Source organism: Streptomyces sp. NPDC090025, assembly GCF_044748125.1.
Lineage (GTDB): Bacteria > Actinomycetota > Actinomycetes > Streptomycetales > Streptomycetaceae > Streptomyces.
The window spans coordinates 141929-155618 of sequence record NZ_JBIVFL010000014.1; the positions used below are offsets into that span (position 1 = coordinate 141929).

Here is a 13690-nt window from a genome sequence, read left to right on the forward strand (position 1 = left end):
GGGACCGCCCGGGCCAGGTCCCGAGCGCTCGGGCCAGGCGATCGCTCTGTGGGCGCGGCCGGTGCCGTGGGCGAGGCGGGTTCCATGGCGCGGGCTGCCGGGCGCGTCGTCGCACTGCCGTGTCGCCGCCACAGACGCAGCAGCGCAGGCGATCGCCGATCAGATGGGTCAGCTGGCCGCCAGGGCCGGGGTGTCGAGGGTGAGGGTCCCCACGTCCGCGTCCAGCAGGGCGGGAACGCCCAGGGGGATCGTGGGGGCGCTGGGGTGGTGGCCGAAGCCCAGGTTCTCGACGATCGGGACGCCGAGGCCGGTGAGGCGGTCGGCGAGGAGGGCGCGGATCTCCTCGTACGGGCCGCAGTCCTCCCAGGACCCGAGGGCGATGCCCGCGACGCCGTCGAGCCAGCCGGAGCGCAGGAGTTGGGTGAGGATCCGGTCGAGCCGGTACGGCTCCTCGCCGACGTCCTCCAGGAGGAGCAGGCCGCCGCGGGCGGAGCGGCGGGCGTGCGGGGTGGCGAGGTCGGCGGCGAGGAGGGAGGCGCAGCCGCCGAGGGTGACGCCACGGGCCCGGCCGGGGACCAGCGGGCCCGCGCCGGGCAGGCCGAGGGTGCGGACCGACTCGGGGTCGAACAGGGTGGCCCGCAGCGACTCCTGGGTGCGCGGGTCCTGGTGGAAGGCGGCCGCGGCGACCATCGGGCCGTGCAGGGTGACGAGCCCGGTCCGGACGGCGAACGCCTCGTGGAGGGCGGTCACGTCGCTGTAGCCGACGAAGACCTTCGGCCGGGCGGCGCGGATCGCCGTCCAGTCGACGAGGTCCACCATCCGCTGGGCGCCGTAGCCGCCACGGGCGCAGAGCACCGCGGAGACCGTCGGGTCGCACCACGCCTCGGTGAGGTCGCGGGCCCGGTCCGCGTCGGCGCCCGCGAGGTGGCCGAGGGTGGGGTGGGCGGCCAGGACGTGCGGGGCGACGACCGGGTCGAGGCCCCAGCCGCGCAGCACGTCGAGCCCGGCCTTCAGCCGCTCCTCGGGGATCGGGCCGCTGGGCGCGACGACGGCGACGCGGTCGCCGGACCGCAGCCGGGGCGGCCGGACCGCCTCGGTGACGGCCTTCGACGCCGTTCCCGGCGCCCCTCCCCCGGTCATGAGCGCAGCTCCAGTTCGGCCAGGTCGTCGCGCGGGACGCCGAACACCTTCGCGTACAGGGCGAGTTCGGATTCGAGGGCGCGGATCATGGTCTCGGCGCGGCGGAAGCCGTGGCCCTCCCCCGGGAAGGCGACATAGCTGTGCGGGACGCCCCGGCCGGCCATCCGGGCGAGCAGCCGCTCGGCTTGCGCGGGCGGGCAGATCACGTCGTCGAGGCCCTGGAGCAGCAGGAAGGGCGCGGAGATCTTCTCGGCGTGCCGCAGCGGCGAACGGTCCCGGTAGCGGGCGGGGACCTCGTCGGGCGGGCCGATCAGCGAGTGGGTGTAGGCCGATTCGAAGTCGTGGGTCTCGGCGGCGAAGTCGGTGACGTCGAGCACCGGATAGATGATGGTGCCGCAGGCGTAGAGGTCGGTACGGGCGAGGGAGGCGGCGGCGGTCCAGCCGCCCGCGCTGCCGCCGCGGACGGCGAGCCGCTCGGGGTCGGCGGTGCCCTCGTCGGCGAGGGCCCGGGCGACGGCCGCGCAGTCCTCGACGTCGACCACGCCCCACTGCTCGCGCAGCCGCTCCCGGTACTCCCGGCCGTAGCCGGTGGAGCCGCCGTAGTTGACCTCGGCGACGCCGATGCCCCGGGAGGTGAAGTAGGCGATCTCCAGGTCGAGGACGAGGGGGGCGTGTCCGGTGGGGCCGCCGTGGGCCCAGACGACATAGGGCGGCAGGGCGTCGCCCGGGGCGGTGCGGTCGGGGTTGTGCGGCGGGTAGACGTGGGCGTGGATCTCGCGGTCGTCGGGCCCGGTGAAGGTGCGGATCTGGGGTTCCGGGTAGTAGGCGGGGTCGACCGGGTCCTGGTGCGGGGAGCCGATGACGCGGGCGCGGCCGGTGCGGGTGTCGAGTTCGACGACCTCGTGGCCGCTGCGGGGGCTGGCGGCGACGCCGACGACCCGGGAGCCGTGTCCGGCGAGGGTGGCGCTCCAGGCGGTCCAGGGGCCCGCGACGTCGACGAGTTCGCCGCTGTCGGGGTCCAGTATCCCGAGGGCGGTGGCGCCCTTGCCGTGGACGACGGCGATGGTCCCGTTGGCCAGCGGCTGGAACCAGGCGAGGCCGAGCTGCCAGAGCGGCCCGCCGAACTCCTCGGCCCGCGGACACAGCGCGGCCGTGGTGCCGTCCGGTCCTGTGCGGTAGAGGTTCCACCAGCCGGTGCGGTCGGAGAGGTGCAGGAGTTGTCCGTCGGCGGTCCAGCCGACCTGCGGCACGGACTCGTCGGGGCCGCCCGCGACCACCCGGGGCGGGCCGACCCGGCCGTCGCCGGTGACGTCGGCGAGCAGCACCTCGGTGCCTTCCCAGGGCATCCGGGGGTGGTCCCAGGCGATCCAGGCCGCCTGGGTGCCGTCGGGCGAGAGGCGGGGGCCGGTGACGAAGCGGCGGGTGTCGTCGGTGAGTTCCCTGATCCGGGAGCGGTCCTCGGCGGCGGAGCCGTCCAACGGCACGGCGGCGAGCACCCGGCGCACGTCGGTGGGCGCCGGTCCGGTGTACTCCTCCAGGACGCACCAGACCTCGCCGAGCTCGGGTCGCAGCACCGGGTCGGCCCAGCGCAGTCCGCCGCCGACGGCGGAGAGCGGGGTGAGCGGGCGGGGCGCGGCGGCGGTCGCGTAGGTGCTGCCGTCGGTACCGGTGGCGTCCGGCTCGAAGGCGTACAGCCGCTGGTCCGGGAAGTGGCTGAAGACGATCAGCGGGGTGCCGTCGGCACGCACGGTGCCGGTCCAGGGCCGGCCGCCGTACTCGATCACGCGGGTACGCGCGTTCCACGGGGCGGGCAGCGCCGATTCCTCGGTGCCGTCGGCGCGGCGGCGCACCAGGGTGCGCCGCCCGCCCTCGGTGGGCCGTGGTGCGGTCCACCAGACCTCGTCGCCGACGAAGCCGACGCTCTCCGGCCGCCCGTCGTGGGCGGCGGCGAGCGCGGCGTCGATGGGACTCGGCCAGCTGCCGTAGGTGGCCGTGGGTGCCATCGGGTTCCCCCCTAGGTCCGTGGTGTCGTGGTGCGGTGCGGTGGTGCGGGTGTCAGGCGGTGCGCAGATAGTGGTCGAGGACGCGGACGCCGAAGTGGAGCGCCTCGACCGGGACGCGTTCGTCGACGCCGTGGAACATGGCGCCGTAGTCGAGGCCCGGGGGCAGCTTCAGCGGCGAGAAGCCGTAACCGGTGATGCCGAGGCGGGAGAACTGCTTGGCGTCGGTGCCGCCGGACATGGAGAACGGCAGGACGTGTCCCTCGGGGTCGAAGCGCTCGACGGCGGCGCGCAGCTTGGCGAAGGTGGGTGAGTCGACCGGGGCCTCCAAGGCCACCTCGCGGTGGTGGAACTCCCACTCGACGTCGGGTCCGGTGAGCTCGTCCATGGTGGCGGCGAACTCCTCCTCCCCGCCGGGCAGGGTCCGCCCGTCGATGTAGGCCACCGCCTGGCCGGGGATGACGTTCACCTTGTAGCCCGCGTCGAGCATCGTCGGGTTGGCGCTGTTGCGCAGGGTGGGTTCGACGAGGGCGGCGGCCGGACCGAGCTTGTCGAGCAGCGGATCGGGGTCGAAGCCGGGGGCGTCGACGTCGACGTCGATGCCGTACAGCCGGGTGAGCTCGGCGAGCGCGGCCCGCACGGTGGGGGTGAGCCGGACCGGCCAGCGGTGGCCGCCGATGCGGGCGACGGCGCAGGCGAGCCGGGTGACCGCGTTGTCGTGGTTGACCTTGGAGCCGTGTCCGGCGCGGCCGTGGGCGGTCAGCTTGAGCCAGGCGGTGCCGCGCTCGCCCGCGCCGATGGGGTAGAGCCGGGTGCCGGGGTCGGGGTGGAAGCTGAAGGCGCCGGATTCGCTGATGCCCTCGGTGCAGCCGTCGAAGAGGGCGGCGTGCCGGTCGGCGAGGAAGTCGGAGCCGTCGACGGCGCTGTCCTCCTCGTCGGCCGTGTAGGCGAGGACGATGTCGCGGCGGGGCCGCACGCCCTGCCGGGCCCAGGCGCGGACCACGGAAAGGACCATGGCGTCCATGTTCTTCATGTCGACGGCGCCACGCCCCCAGACCACGCCGTCGCGGATCTCGCCGGAGAACGGGTGCACGGTCCAGTCGGCGGGCTCGGCGGGCACCACGTCGAGGTGGCCGTGGACGAGCAGCGCGGGGGCGCTCGGGTCGGTGCCGGGGATGCGGGCGACGACGTTGGTGCGGCCCGGGGTGCGCTCCAGGAGGGTGGGCTCGATCCCGGCGTCGGCGAGGCGCTCGGCGACGTACTCGGCGGCGGGCCGCTCACGGCAGTCGCCGCCGCCGCGGTTGCTGGTGTCGAGCCGGATGAGGGCGGAGGTGTGGGTGACGACCTCGTCGAACGCGCTCACGTCGGGGCCGTGCCCGCTCGGGTCAGGGCCGTACTGCTGGTCAGCCATATTGCTCCTCGACGGCGGCGGACACGATCGTCGTCACCGCCTTGAACGTGCGAATTGCCTCGTACATCGTCGCGCTGGTGTACGCGGTGCGGCGCTCGCCACTCCGCTCGGCGCCGGGGACCACCGTGGCGGCGGCGGCCAGGTGCTCGGCGTCGAACTCGAGCTCCACGGTGAAGGGCCCGTCGTGCGCGGGCGGGTGCCGGACCGCGAGCGCGGCGCCCTGCCGGGCGGCTTCCCGGATGTCGGCGGCGGTCCTGGCGGGGGTGCGGCACACCGCCGCGTACCGCGAGACGTAGTCCTTGACGGCGACCTTGGGGGCCTGCGGCGCGTAGCCGAGGGCGTCCTCGCAGGTGAGGTCGTCGCCGGTGACGAGCACGACGGGGACGCCGAACTCGGCGACCACGCGCGCGTTGAGCAGGCCCTCGCTGGCCCGCTCGCCGTCGAGCCAGACGCCGGTGATGGAGTTCGCCAGATAGGTGTGGGCGAGGACGCCCTCGGTGCCCGCTCCGGTGTGGTAGCCGACGAAGGCGATGCCGTCGACGTCCCCGTGCTGGACGCCCTCGACCATGGAGAGCGACTTGTGGCGCCCGGTGAGCAGCTCGGCCCGCTCGTCGAGCCGCTCCAGGAGGAGATTGCGCATCGTCCAGTGCGCCTCGTTGATCAGCACCTCGTCGGCGCCGCCGTCGAAGAAGCCGAGCACCGCCGCGTTCACGTCCGAGGTGAACAGGGCGCGGCAGCGCTCCCACTGCGGCGTGCCGGGCAGCACGTCGGCGGGCCAGGTGACGCCGGTGGCGCCTTCCATGTCGGCGCTGATCAGGATCTTCATGCCTGGCACCGTACGCGCCGACCGGCGCCCCCACCACCCCTGTGGATAAGTGTCGAAGGAGTGGTCGAAGGGCGCGAGCCGATGCGCCTTGGCGCGGCATTCGGGGCGCTTGTCACCGAGTGGGCCCGGCACTTCCCGGCGTCCGGTGCGAGCCTGCGGGACCGGTGGGCGACCATCTCCCCGGGGCTGGCCGGGCACGTCGCGGCCGCCGCGTACGACCCGGACTCCGGCCGGCTCACGGTGTGCCCGGAGTCGACGGCCGGGGCGACGAAGGCCCGCATGGAGCAGACCCGCCTCATCATGGGCGCCGACAAGGCGGCAGGCCACAACGTCGTGAGTTCCCTGCGGCTCCTCCCGCCCGGCGCCGCCGCGCAGCGGCAACCGAGGCCGCCGCTGCTATCTAGAGGGAAACAGCACCATTCGGCACAAGTTCACCCCAGATCCCCCCCCGACAGGAGCACACCATGACCGAACAGCCCGCCCCCAGCCCGACACCCTCCACCAGAGCTGGCAGCACGGCCGCGGCTACAAGCTCGCCACCACCCGCACGCCGTCGGCGACCACCAGCACGCCGCCTACCTCGAATCCAGCGACGGATTCGAGATCGAACTCGTCGCCCCCACCCCGTAAGAACGCTGCCACGGGGCCAACGCCGTTGACCGGCACGATGACCGAGCAGGTCATGGCGGCGGTCGAGGCTGCGGTCACGGTGAGGAGATTCCGCCGGGAGGGGGAAGCTGGCGAGCGGCAGCTCGCTGATGACCGTCGGCCGCCGGCAGAGGCTGTGATCGCCGAGGCGCCGGAACCCACCACCAGCGGCGAGAAGCCGGCCCCGGAGCCGTCCGGTTCAGCACCTGATTAGGTGATGATCGCGAAGTATCGAGTCCACCAAGTGGGGTGCTCCGCATCCCAGGGAAGGCTGTCGAAGACATGGTCATCCGCATTGAGCTCGGCGAGTCCGGTGACTCCGTCGTAGCGGCGCCGGAGGAGCGGCAAAGGAACCAGCGTGTATCCGAGTTCGTGAAGCGCGGTCTCGACGAGTCGGCGCTGTTCAGCCGAAAGGATTCCGTCGTTCACGGCGTGGTCTAGGTCGGAGTGGCTCGAGGGTGACGGAGTAGTGACCACCGCGAGATCTCCGTAGTTGCTGATCCGAATCCCTAGATTCAGGTGCTCGATCTCAGTGAAGAGCTCAATGCCGTAGCTTGCATCCTGCACCCTGTCGTTCAGCGACCATTGCACGCCAAGGTCTGCGGACAGCCGGATCTGCAACCGGGCAGCCCGTTCTCGGGCAACCTGGAAGTCGATGTCGTCAGGTCTCTTCAAATCGCCCGTCGGAACTCGGTCAAGGGATCGAAGAAGTTCCATCAACTTCTCTTCGTTACTTTCTGGCAAATTCATGAAGATTCAGTCTCGCTGGAGTGGGCGGGGTGCCCAGATATATCCAGGCACCCCGGATTGACTGCTACTTTCCGTACCCAGAAACGGGGTAGGCGCTGAGGAAGTTACCGTTCGGCTGTACGGCCAGCCTCATCCACGTCTCCCCTTCCTCTCCGATTACCTTTCCGAAGTTTACATAGTACCGAGAGGGATCTCCCCCGTACGCCAGGCCGCGGCGCTTGTACGCTTCGTCCACCAGGCCGAGCAGCCTGGCCCTGTCCTTCTCAGTGAAAACAGTATGTGCGATCTTGTTTCCGGGGTCCGGCTTCGTATGGGCCATCAAGTGATCAATCGCGTGGCCATGTTTAGTGCCAGGCTTGTATACGAGGCCCGTGGGTGATCGGTACTTGTCGACACCGATTTTGGTGAACCCGACCGGGCAACTGGGCATGATCGCCCGGGTGGTGGCACAGAGGGTAAATTTCCCGCCCTTGGATGTCAGGGCCCGGATGAATTCGTCAAACTTTCCGGCATATTTGGTCGATTTGAAAAACTTGCCGACGGGAAAGATCGAGGCAAATGATATGACGCATTTTTTGACCTCGGGATTGTCTGCGCAGTCCCCCAGATCCGTGATTCCGTAGACCTCGCCCCAGGTCTTGAGGAGCAGCATCTGTACGGGGTCGTTCAGCAGGCTCTTCGCGATGGCGTCATTGCGCTTCTTGGCCTGGGAGTCGAAGGTGCATGTCTTCACGGCGCTGTTGGCCATCATGTAGGAGCAGGTCTCGAACTGGCTGCGCTCCTTCGCCGCCTGTTCTTCGAGCTCCCGCTTCTCTTCCTTGAGAGCTGCTTCGTACTCCGCCTTCGTCTTCTCGAGGGTGATCTCGAATGCCTCGTCGCGTGCCTTGACCGCCGCCTGCTCGTCCTTGCCCGCCTGGATGGCGTCGGCATAGGCCCTGTCGGCGGACGCGTGGGCCTCGGCGGCCGAGGCGAGCGCGGCCTGGTGGGAACGAGAGGCCATCGCCGCGGAGATGTCGGCGTCGGCCGCGGCCTTCTGGGCACGGTCGGAAGCGGCTCGTGCCGTCCTTGCCGACTGCGCCGCCTTGGTGGCCGATGTCTGGGCCTGCTTCGCGGACTCAGTGGCGTCCGCCGAGTACCGGGCTGCCTTGGCGGCGGAAGCCTTGGCCCGTTCCTCGGCCTGCTTGGCCTGTTCGGCGGCCTTGTTCGCTTCGGCCGCGGCCTTGGCCGCGAGGGAGGCGCGTTCCTGGGCCTTCTCGGCGACGCCGGCGGCACTGGCGATCATGCCCTTGACGCGGATGCTGTGGGTGGAGGTGAGGTCGTCACGCCGCTGGGCGGAGTACTGGCCGGTGGTGATGAACTCGTGAAGGCTTTGCGCGTCGCCGTACAGGGCGATCTGCGCGGCGGCCTTGACCTCGGGTCCGCCTTGGCCGGCGAGCTGGGTCGCCTCCAGGTTCTCGTCGACCTCGCGCGCCTCGTACTGGCCCTGGTTGACGAAGGCCGCCAGGGCTTCACCGGTGTCGGCGAGCAGTGCCTTGCGGGCTGCCGCCTTCACCGTGGCTCCGCCGGTGCTGGCGATCTGGGTGACCTTGAGGCTCAGGGCCATCTCGTCGGCCGCGTACTGGCCGGTCTTCAGGAACTGGGTGATTGCCTTCGCATCCGCCTTGAGCGCGGCCGCGGCCGCGGCACGGACTTGTTCGGAGCGTTCCTCGTCCTTGGAGATCTTCTCCACGCGGTCCCGGGCGTCCAGGTCCAGGGCCTGCTGCCGACCGGTCAGAAGGTAGTCGCGTACGTCCTGGTCGGTGCCGGTGAGTGCGTCGGTGGCAGCGCTCTGGGTCCAGGCGCCGCCGGTCGGCATGAGACCGATGGCGAGCTTGCGCCCCTTGGTGGTGAGTTCAGCCGGGTCGACGCCGGGATTGGCGGCTTCCTTGGCGAGCTCCTGGCCCTGCTTGTTCAGCGCGGCGATGTCGTCCAGGGACTTCTGGAATGTCTTCTGGAGGGTCTGGGAGTCCTTGGCGTAGTCCTTGGCCCGGTCCGTGGCTGCGGCTGTGCGGGTGTCGAGTTCGGCCTGTTCCGTGTCGCGGGTGAGATCGTGGATGCCGTTGGCCTTGATGACGGCTGCGGCTGCCACGTCGGCGTACTGTTGGGCGGCCTTGGCGTGCTTGGTGGACTGGGCGGCTGCCTGGGCGGAGTCACCGGCGTGATCGGCGGCGTGGTCGGCCTCGTCGGCCGCCTTACGGGCGTGCGAGGCGGAGGACTTGGCGAAGTCACGCGCTTCATAGGCCGCTGCGGCGGCCTTCCCGGCCAGGCTCTGTGACCTGTCCGCCGCCCGGTTGGCCGTGTTGGCGTGACGGCGTGCCTGTGCGGCCGCGTCCCGGGCCTGTGACGCGTCGACACCGGCGGCAGCGGCGTAGCCGTCGGCTTCCGTCGCGGCGTCGGCGGCGCGCTGGGCGCTCTTGGCGGCGCCCCGTGCGGCGGTGGACACCTTTTCGGTCTCGGTGGCGGCCCGCGCGGCTGACTCTGCCGCGAGCACCGCGGTGTCGGCGGCCTTCGCGGCATCGCGGGCTTCCTGGGCGGCCTTGCGTGAATCGGCCGCCTTGTTCTTGTCCGTGGCGGCGTCCGCGGCGGCCATTCCCGCCTTGGCCGCGGCGTTGGACGCGCCGACCGCCGCTGCGGCGGCCTGCTGGGCGGCCGTCGCAGCGACCCGCGAGGCACGGATCGCCGCGTTGGACGCGGCGATGGCCTGCTGTGCGGCGTCGGCGGCACCGCGGGCCGCACCGGCCGCGCGTCCGGCGGCTGCCGCGGCACGGACCGAGTCCTTGCGGGCGGCCTCGGTCTCCTTGGCCGCCCGTTCGGCTGCCTCCTGCGCGAGGCGGGCTGCCTCCTTGGCCTGGTCGGACGTCTCGATCGCGGCCTTCGCGGCGGCGTCGGCCTGCGTACCGGCGTCCGTGGCCTGCTGAGCCAGCTCCGCGACGGTGGCATGTTCCTGGTCGCGGGCGCGCGCCACGTGCTGACCGACGTCGAGGAACTCCTGGATCTCCGCCGGTCCACCACGCAGTGCGAGCGCTGCTGCTTCCTTGGTGGCCTGCCCGCCCGTGCTCGCGATCTGGGCGACCAGTACCTCGTTGTCCTTCTCGCGTTCGGCGTACTGGATCTCGTTCAGGAAGTGCTGGACGTCGTCGATGGATCCCTTCAGAGCGTTCTGCGCCGCGGCCTTCACCCCGGGGCCGCTCTCGCTCGCGACCTGGGTGGCGAGCAGTTGCTGGTCGACCTCGAGATACTGCTTCCAGCCGCCGTCGACGAACGCCTTGATGTCCGCGGCCGAGCCTGCCAGTGCCTTGCCGGCGGCCGCGCGTACACGCGGCCCGCCGGTACTGGCGATCTGCGTCGCGGTCAGGGCCTCGTCCTGCACGGTGATGCCGGGGAGTTCGTCCCGCAACAGTTTGCGGATGTCGTCATCCGTGCCGAGCAGTGCCTGCTCCGCTGCCGCGCGGGCGCCCGGTCCGCCATAGAGCCACTGGCTCAGGACGAGGGAGCGCTGGACCTCGATCGGTTCTTCCGTGCCACTGTCGGCAGCCGCGGCGGTCTGAACCGAGCACAGTCCCGCGATCAGCGCGGCGGAGAGCGCGAGCGAGACGGCTCCGGCCCTCCGACGGGCCCATGACCCTGATGTTCCTGCCCTTGCCCCGCCGTGACGGGGGTGACGCGTGTTCACGTTCGGCCTCTCTGTGATGGGCCGCAGGCCGACGTGGAGAGAAGCTCAAGGCCTGCGGAGCGCGCAGCGGCTCGACTCGACGGGGGCAGGATCACCGTGAGGCGGGCGCGACGGCTGCGCGTTGTGCGTGGGTGAAGCAGGGCGTCCGTCTCCCCGGACAGTGACGCCCTGTCAAAGTACCGCCGACGCTGACGTGTCTGCGGCGGCGAATCGTGCTGTACATTACCAAAGCATTACTTACCTACCTCCTACGGTCATCCTGCCCTGGCCCGGAGGCTCTCTACTCGGAGTAGTCAGATGCGTTCTCACGCTTACAGGGCAGTGTTCACCGCGGCCGTCGGCCTCTCGGTCTGCGCCGGAAGCGCGGCCTATGCCACGACTCGGCACGACGTCCCCGCTCCTCGCGCACTCGACGCGCAGGCGTCGGATTCCATGCCGAACGCGGTGGAGGACTTCGGCTACCCGCACGCAGATCAGATCCTCAAGGACCGCGGCATCAAGCTGATCCGAGGCGACGGCCGGCTCCTGCTCACCGAGTGCACCGACAACTGGAACATCCAGGTCAAGTCCAACAGTCCTGACGTCGGCAGCAACTTCAGGTTCTGCTTCGCGGCATCCGGCAACAGCGGCTTCCTGAGCCTGGAACTCAAGGACGTCTTCATCATCCAGACCGACGGCAACGCCGTGCGGGCGAAGATGGCAAACGACAGCGGCACCACGACCGTCGACGTGCCCAAGGACGACTACAAGCCCGTAGGCGAAGGCGACCTCCCCGGCGGAGGCCAGAAGGCCACGCTCGTCGAGCTTCGCGTCACCGGCTGACCGACTTCTCTCTTCGCCCCGGCGCCGGAATCACCGCTGCGCCGTGCTCCCCGCGCCGGTCGCCGTGTCACGGACACCCGCCGGGCGCGCAGACCGCGGGCCGAGCGTCTCACGCCGGCCAGAGCCTCACCGCACGCGGTGGAAGCCATCACATCGAGGAACACGGACATGTCCACTCCGCCCCAGCCGAACACACCTCCCTTCGCCCCCGTCACGGCGCACCCACAATCCGACCAGGTGATGCCCGGCTCGGTGAAGACCGCTCGGGTCCTGCTGTTCATCATCGGCGGCTTCCAGACCCTCGCCGCGATGATGCTCCTCTTCGCCGGCCTCGCCGCTCAGTCGGGCAGCGTCGACACAGCGGATCTCGAAGGCACCGCCGCACTCGAACTGATCCTCATCGGCGCCGTGACCCTCGTGCAGGCGGCGGTGGCCGTCGGGCTCGCGGCCCGCTTCCGCAGTGGCCGTGGCGGCGTCCGCATCGGCGCCATCGTGATCGGCGGCCTCATCGCCGCCAACGGTCTGATCAACCTCTTCACCGGCGGAGGGCTCTCCGTCCCCGGCATCGCCCTCGGCGGCCTCATCGGAGTCAACTGCCGTCGCAGGAACGCGATCGCCTACTTCAACCGCCCCCGCGACCTTCGCCCCCACTTCTCCTGACTCTCCCCGACCCACGCCTCCCCGGCAGGAGCCGACACCCCATGAAGCGCCCCCGTCCCCGCAGCATCCTCGGCAGCGCCATGGCCGCGACCATGGCAGCCTCCAGCCTTCTCGTCACGGCACCGTCCGCCCGAGCGGTCGACGGCAACCCCGCCACCGACTCCTCGTACGGGTTCACCGCGAAGCTCGTGATGGGAGACTCCGTCCGGTCGTGCACCGGCACGCTGGTCAACGCCCAGTGGCTGCTGACCGTGGCCAGTTGCCTCGCCGCCGATCCGTCCGCCGGCCACACGGTCGCCGCGGGTGCGCCGAAGTGGAAGACGACCGCGACGATCGGTCGCACCCAGCTCGATGCGACGAACGGTCAGGTCCGCAGCGTCGTCGAGCTCGTCCCGCGTACTGACCGCGACCTGGTCCTCGCCAAGCTCGACACACCTGTCCGCGGCATCCTGCCGCTGCGCGCCGCCGGCACCGCCCCGGCCCCGGGCGAGAGCCTCAAGGGCGCCGGTTACGGCCGTACGAAGGACACCTGGGTCCCCAACGAGCTGCGCACCGGGGCCTTCACCACGGGCCCGGTGACCGACACGGGGCTGCTCGTCGACGGCACTCCAGTCTGCAAGGGCGACACCGGCGCTCCCGTGATCCGGGAGAAGGACGGCCGGTTCGAGCTCGCCGGTGTCGTTACGGCCTCATGGCAGGGCGGCTGCCTGGGCACTCCCGCGTCCGAGACCCGCACCGGCGCCGCCGCGACCCGGGTGGACGACCTCGGCACGTGGATCAGGCAGTCCACCGCTTCCACGCTGACGCCGTGGCGCCTGCAGATGGTCACCACCGCCGGCAAGGACCTGTTCCACTCCATACGCGACAGCAACTGGGACTGGTCCGCCTTCGGAGACGTGGAGAAGGCCGCCGGCAGCATCGGCGAGATCGAGGTCGCGGCCGACGCCGCCGTCTCCGGCACCAACCACGTCCTCGCGCTCGGCAGCGACGGCGTCGTCTACCAGGCCACCCGCAACTCCAACGGCACCTGGGTCCCGTTCAGGGCCCTGACCGGCGAACTGGGGGCGCTCAAGGGCATCAGGAAGATCTCGCTCACCTCGATCGGCAGCAACCTCGGGCTTGTCGCGGTCACCAACAGCCGCGTCTACCACGCGAGCCGGGACGCGGCCGGCAAATGGTCCAAGTGGGGCGATGTCACCACAGCCACCGGAGCCTTGCCCGGCACCAACCCCGTGCCTGCGGAGATCACCGCGGCGAAGGTCGGCAACGCCACGCACGTCGGTGTCGTCACCACCGAGGGCCGCGCGTTCCACACCATCCGCAACGCCAACGGCACCTGGAACAAGTGGGGCGAGATCACCAAGATCTCCGGGCACCCCGCCAAGGTCAACGGCATGGCTTTCGCCGGCACCGGCAACGACCTCCAAGCCGTCCTCACCGAGACGGGCGGTGGCGTCAAGCACGTGGCCCGGATCGCCAACGGCACCTGGAGCGCCTTCGGCAACCTCAGCCCCATCCTCGGGAGCGGACCTGTCACCAGCGTCGCCGCCGCCTCCGTCGACAACGAGTTCCACGCCGCGATCATCACCGGCGGAGTGATCAGGCAGACCCTGCGGCACACCAACGCCACATGGGAGCCGGCGGACACCCCGCCCGGTGCCCCCGCCAACCCCACCCACCTCGCCATCACCGGCAGCTGGAACTAGCCCATCACCGAACTG

General features: G+C 71.0%; 10 protein-coding genes. 3 read left to right on the forward strand and 7 right to left on the reverse strand.

Annotation, left to right across the window (positions count from 1 at the left end; all coding sequences use genetic code 11):
* Nucleotides 1-168 precede the first annotated feature (168 nt).
* From ACIPXM_RS27875 to ACIPXM_RS27905, 7 genes are all read right to left on the reverse strand, one after another.
* Nucleotides 169-1140 (reverse strand): LD-carboxypeptidase, encoded by a 972-nt coding sequence (locus ACIPXM_RS27875; RefSeq protein WP_401660756.1) that lies wholly within the window; start codon nucleotides 1138-1140, stop codon nucleotides 169-171.
* The gene (locus ACIPXM_RS27880) at nucleotides 1137-3143 is read right to left on the reverse strand and encodes a prolyl oligopeptidase family serine peptidase (protein WP_401660759.1); all 2007 of its coding nucleotides are present in this window, start codon (nucleotides 3141-3143) and stop codon (nucleotides 1137-1139) included. Before ACIPXM_RS27880 ends, ACIPXM_RS27875 begins: the two co-directional genes overlap by 4 nt.
* A 52-nt stretch (nucleotides 3144-3195) precedes the next feature.
* The gene (locus ACIPXM_RS27885) at nucleotides 3196-4551 is read right to left on the reverse strand and encodes a M20/M25/M40 family metallo-hydrolase (protein ID WP_401660761.1); all 1356 of its coding nucleotides are present in this window, start codon (nucleotides 4549-4551) and stop codon (nucleotides 3196-3198) included.
* Nucleotides 4544-5377 carry a M55 family metallopeptidase gene (locus ACIPXM_RS27890; protein ID WP_401660764.1) on the reverse strand — a complete coding sequence of 278 codons (834 nt, stop codon included), beginning with the start codon at nucleotides 5375-5377 and terminating at the stop codon, nucleotides 4544-4546. The genes ACIPXM_RS27885 and ACIPXM_RS27890 overlap by 8 nt, the downstream gene beginning before the upstream one ends.
* Before the next feature lie 525 nt (nucleotides 5378-5902).
* On the reverse strand, nucleotides 5903-6085 hold the full coding sequence (locus ACIPXM_RS27895) for a hypothetical protein (RefSeq protein WP_401660766.1): 183 nt from the start codon (nucleotides 6083-6085) through the stop codon (nucleotides 5903-5905).
* 150 nt (nucleotides 6086-6235) lie between these two features.
* A complete protein-coding gene (locus tag ACIPXM_RS27900) occupies nucleotides 6236-6742 on the reverse strand; it encodes a hypothetical protein (protein ID WP_401660768.1) in 507 nt (168 codons plus the stop codon).
* A 97-nt stretch (nucleotides 6743-6839) separates the two neighbouring features.
* Entirely contained in the window at nucleotides 6840-10487 is a 3648-nt protein-coding gene (locus tag ACIPXM_RS27905) for a hypothetical protein (protein WP_401660770.1), read from the reverse strand.
* 321 nt (nucleotides 10488-10808) lie between these two features.
* On the opposite strand from ACIPXM_RS27905, the gene ACIPXM_RS27910 reads away from it, so the two are divergent.
* From ACIPXM_RS27910 to ACIPXM_RS27920, 3 genes are all read left to right on the forward strand, one after another.
* Nucleotides 10809-11309: a hypothetical protein gene (locus ACIPXM_RS27910; protein ID WP_401660772.1), complete on the forward strand. Its 501-nt coding sequence runs from the start codon at nucleotides 10809-10811 to the stop codon at nucleotides 11307-11309.
* Nucleotides 11310-11477: 168 nt separating this feature from the next.
* Complete coding sequence (locus tag ACIPXM_RS27915; protein ID WP_401660775.1) at nucleotides 11478-11969, forward strand: hypothetical protein; 492 nt, start codon at nucleotides 11478-11480, stop codon at nucleotides 11967-11969.
* A gap of 41 nt (nucleotides 11970-12010) precedes the next feature.
* A complete protein-coding gene (locus ACIPXM_RS27920) occupies nucleotides 12011-13675 on the forward strand; it encodes a S1 family peptidase (RefSeq protein WP_401660778.1) in 1665 nt (554 codons plus the stop codon).
* The last annotated feature ends 15 nt before the right edge of the window (nucleotides 13676-13690 follow it).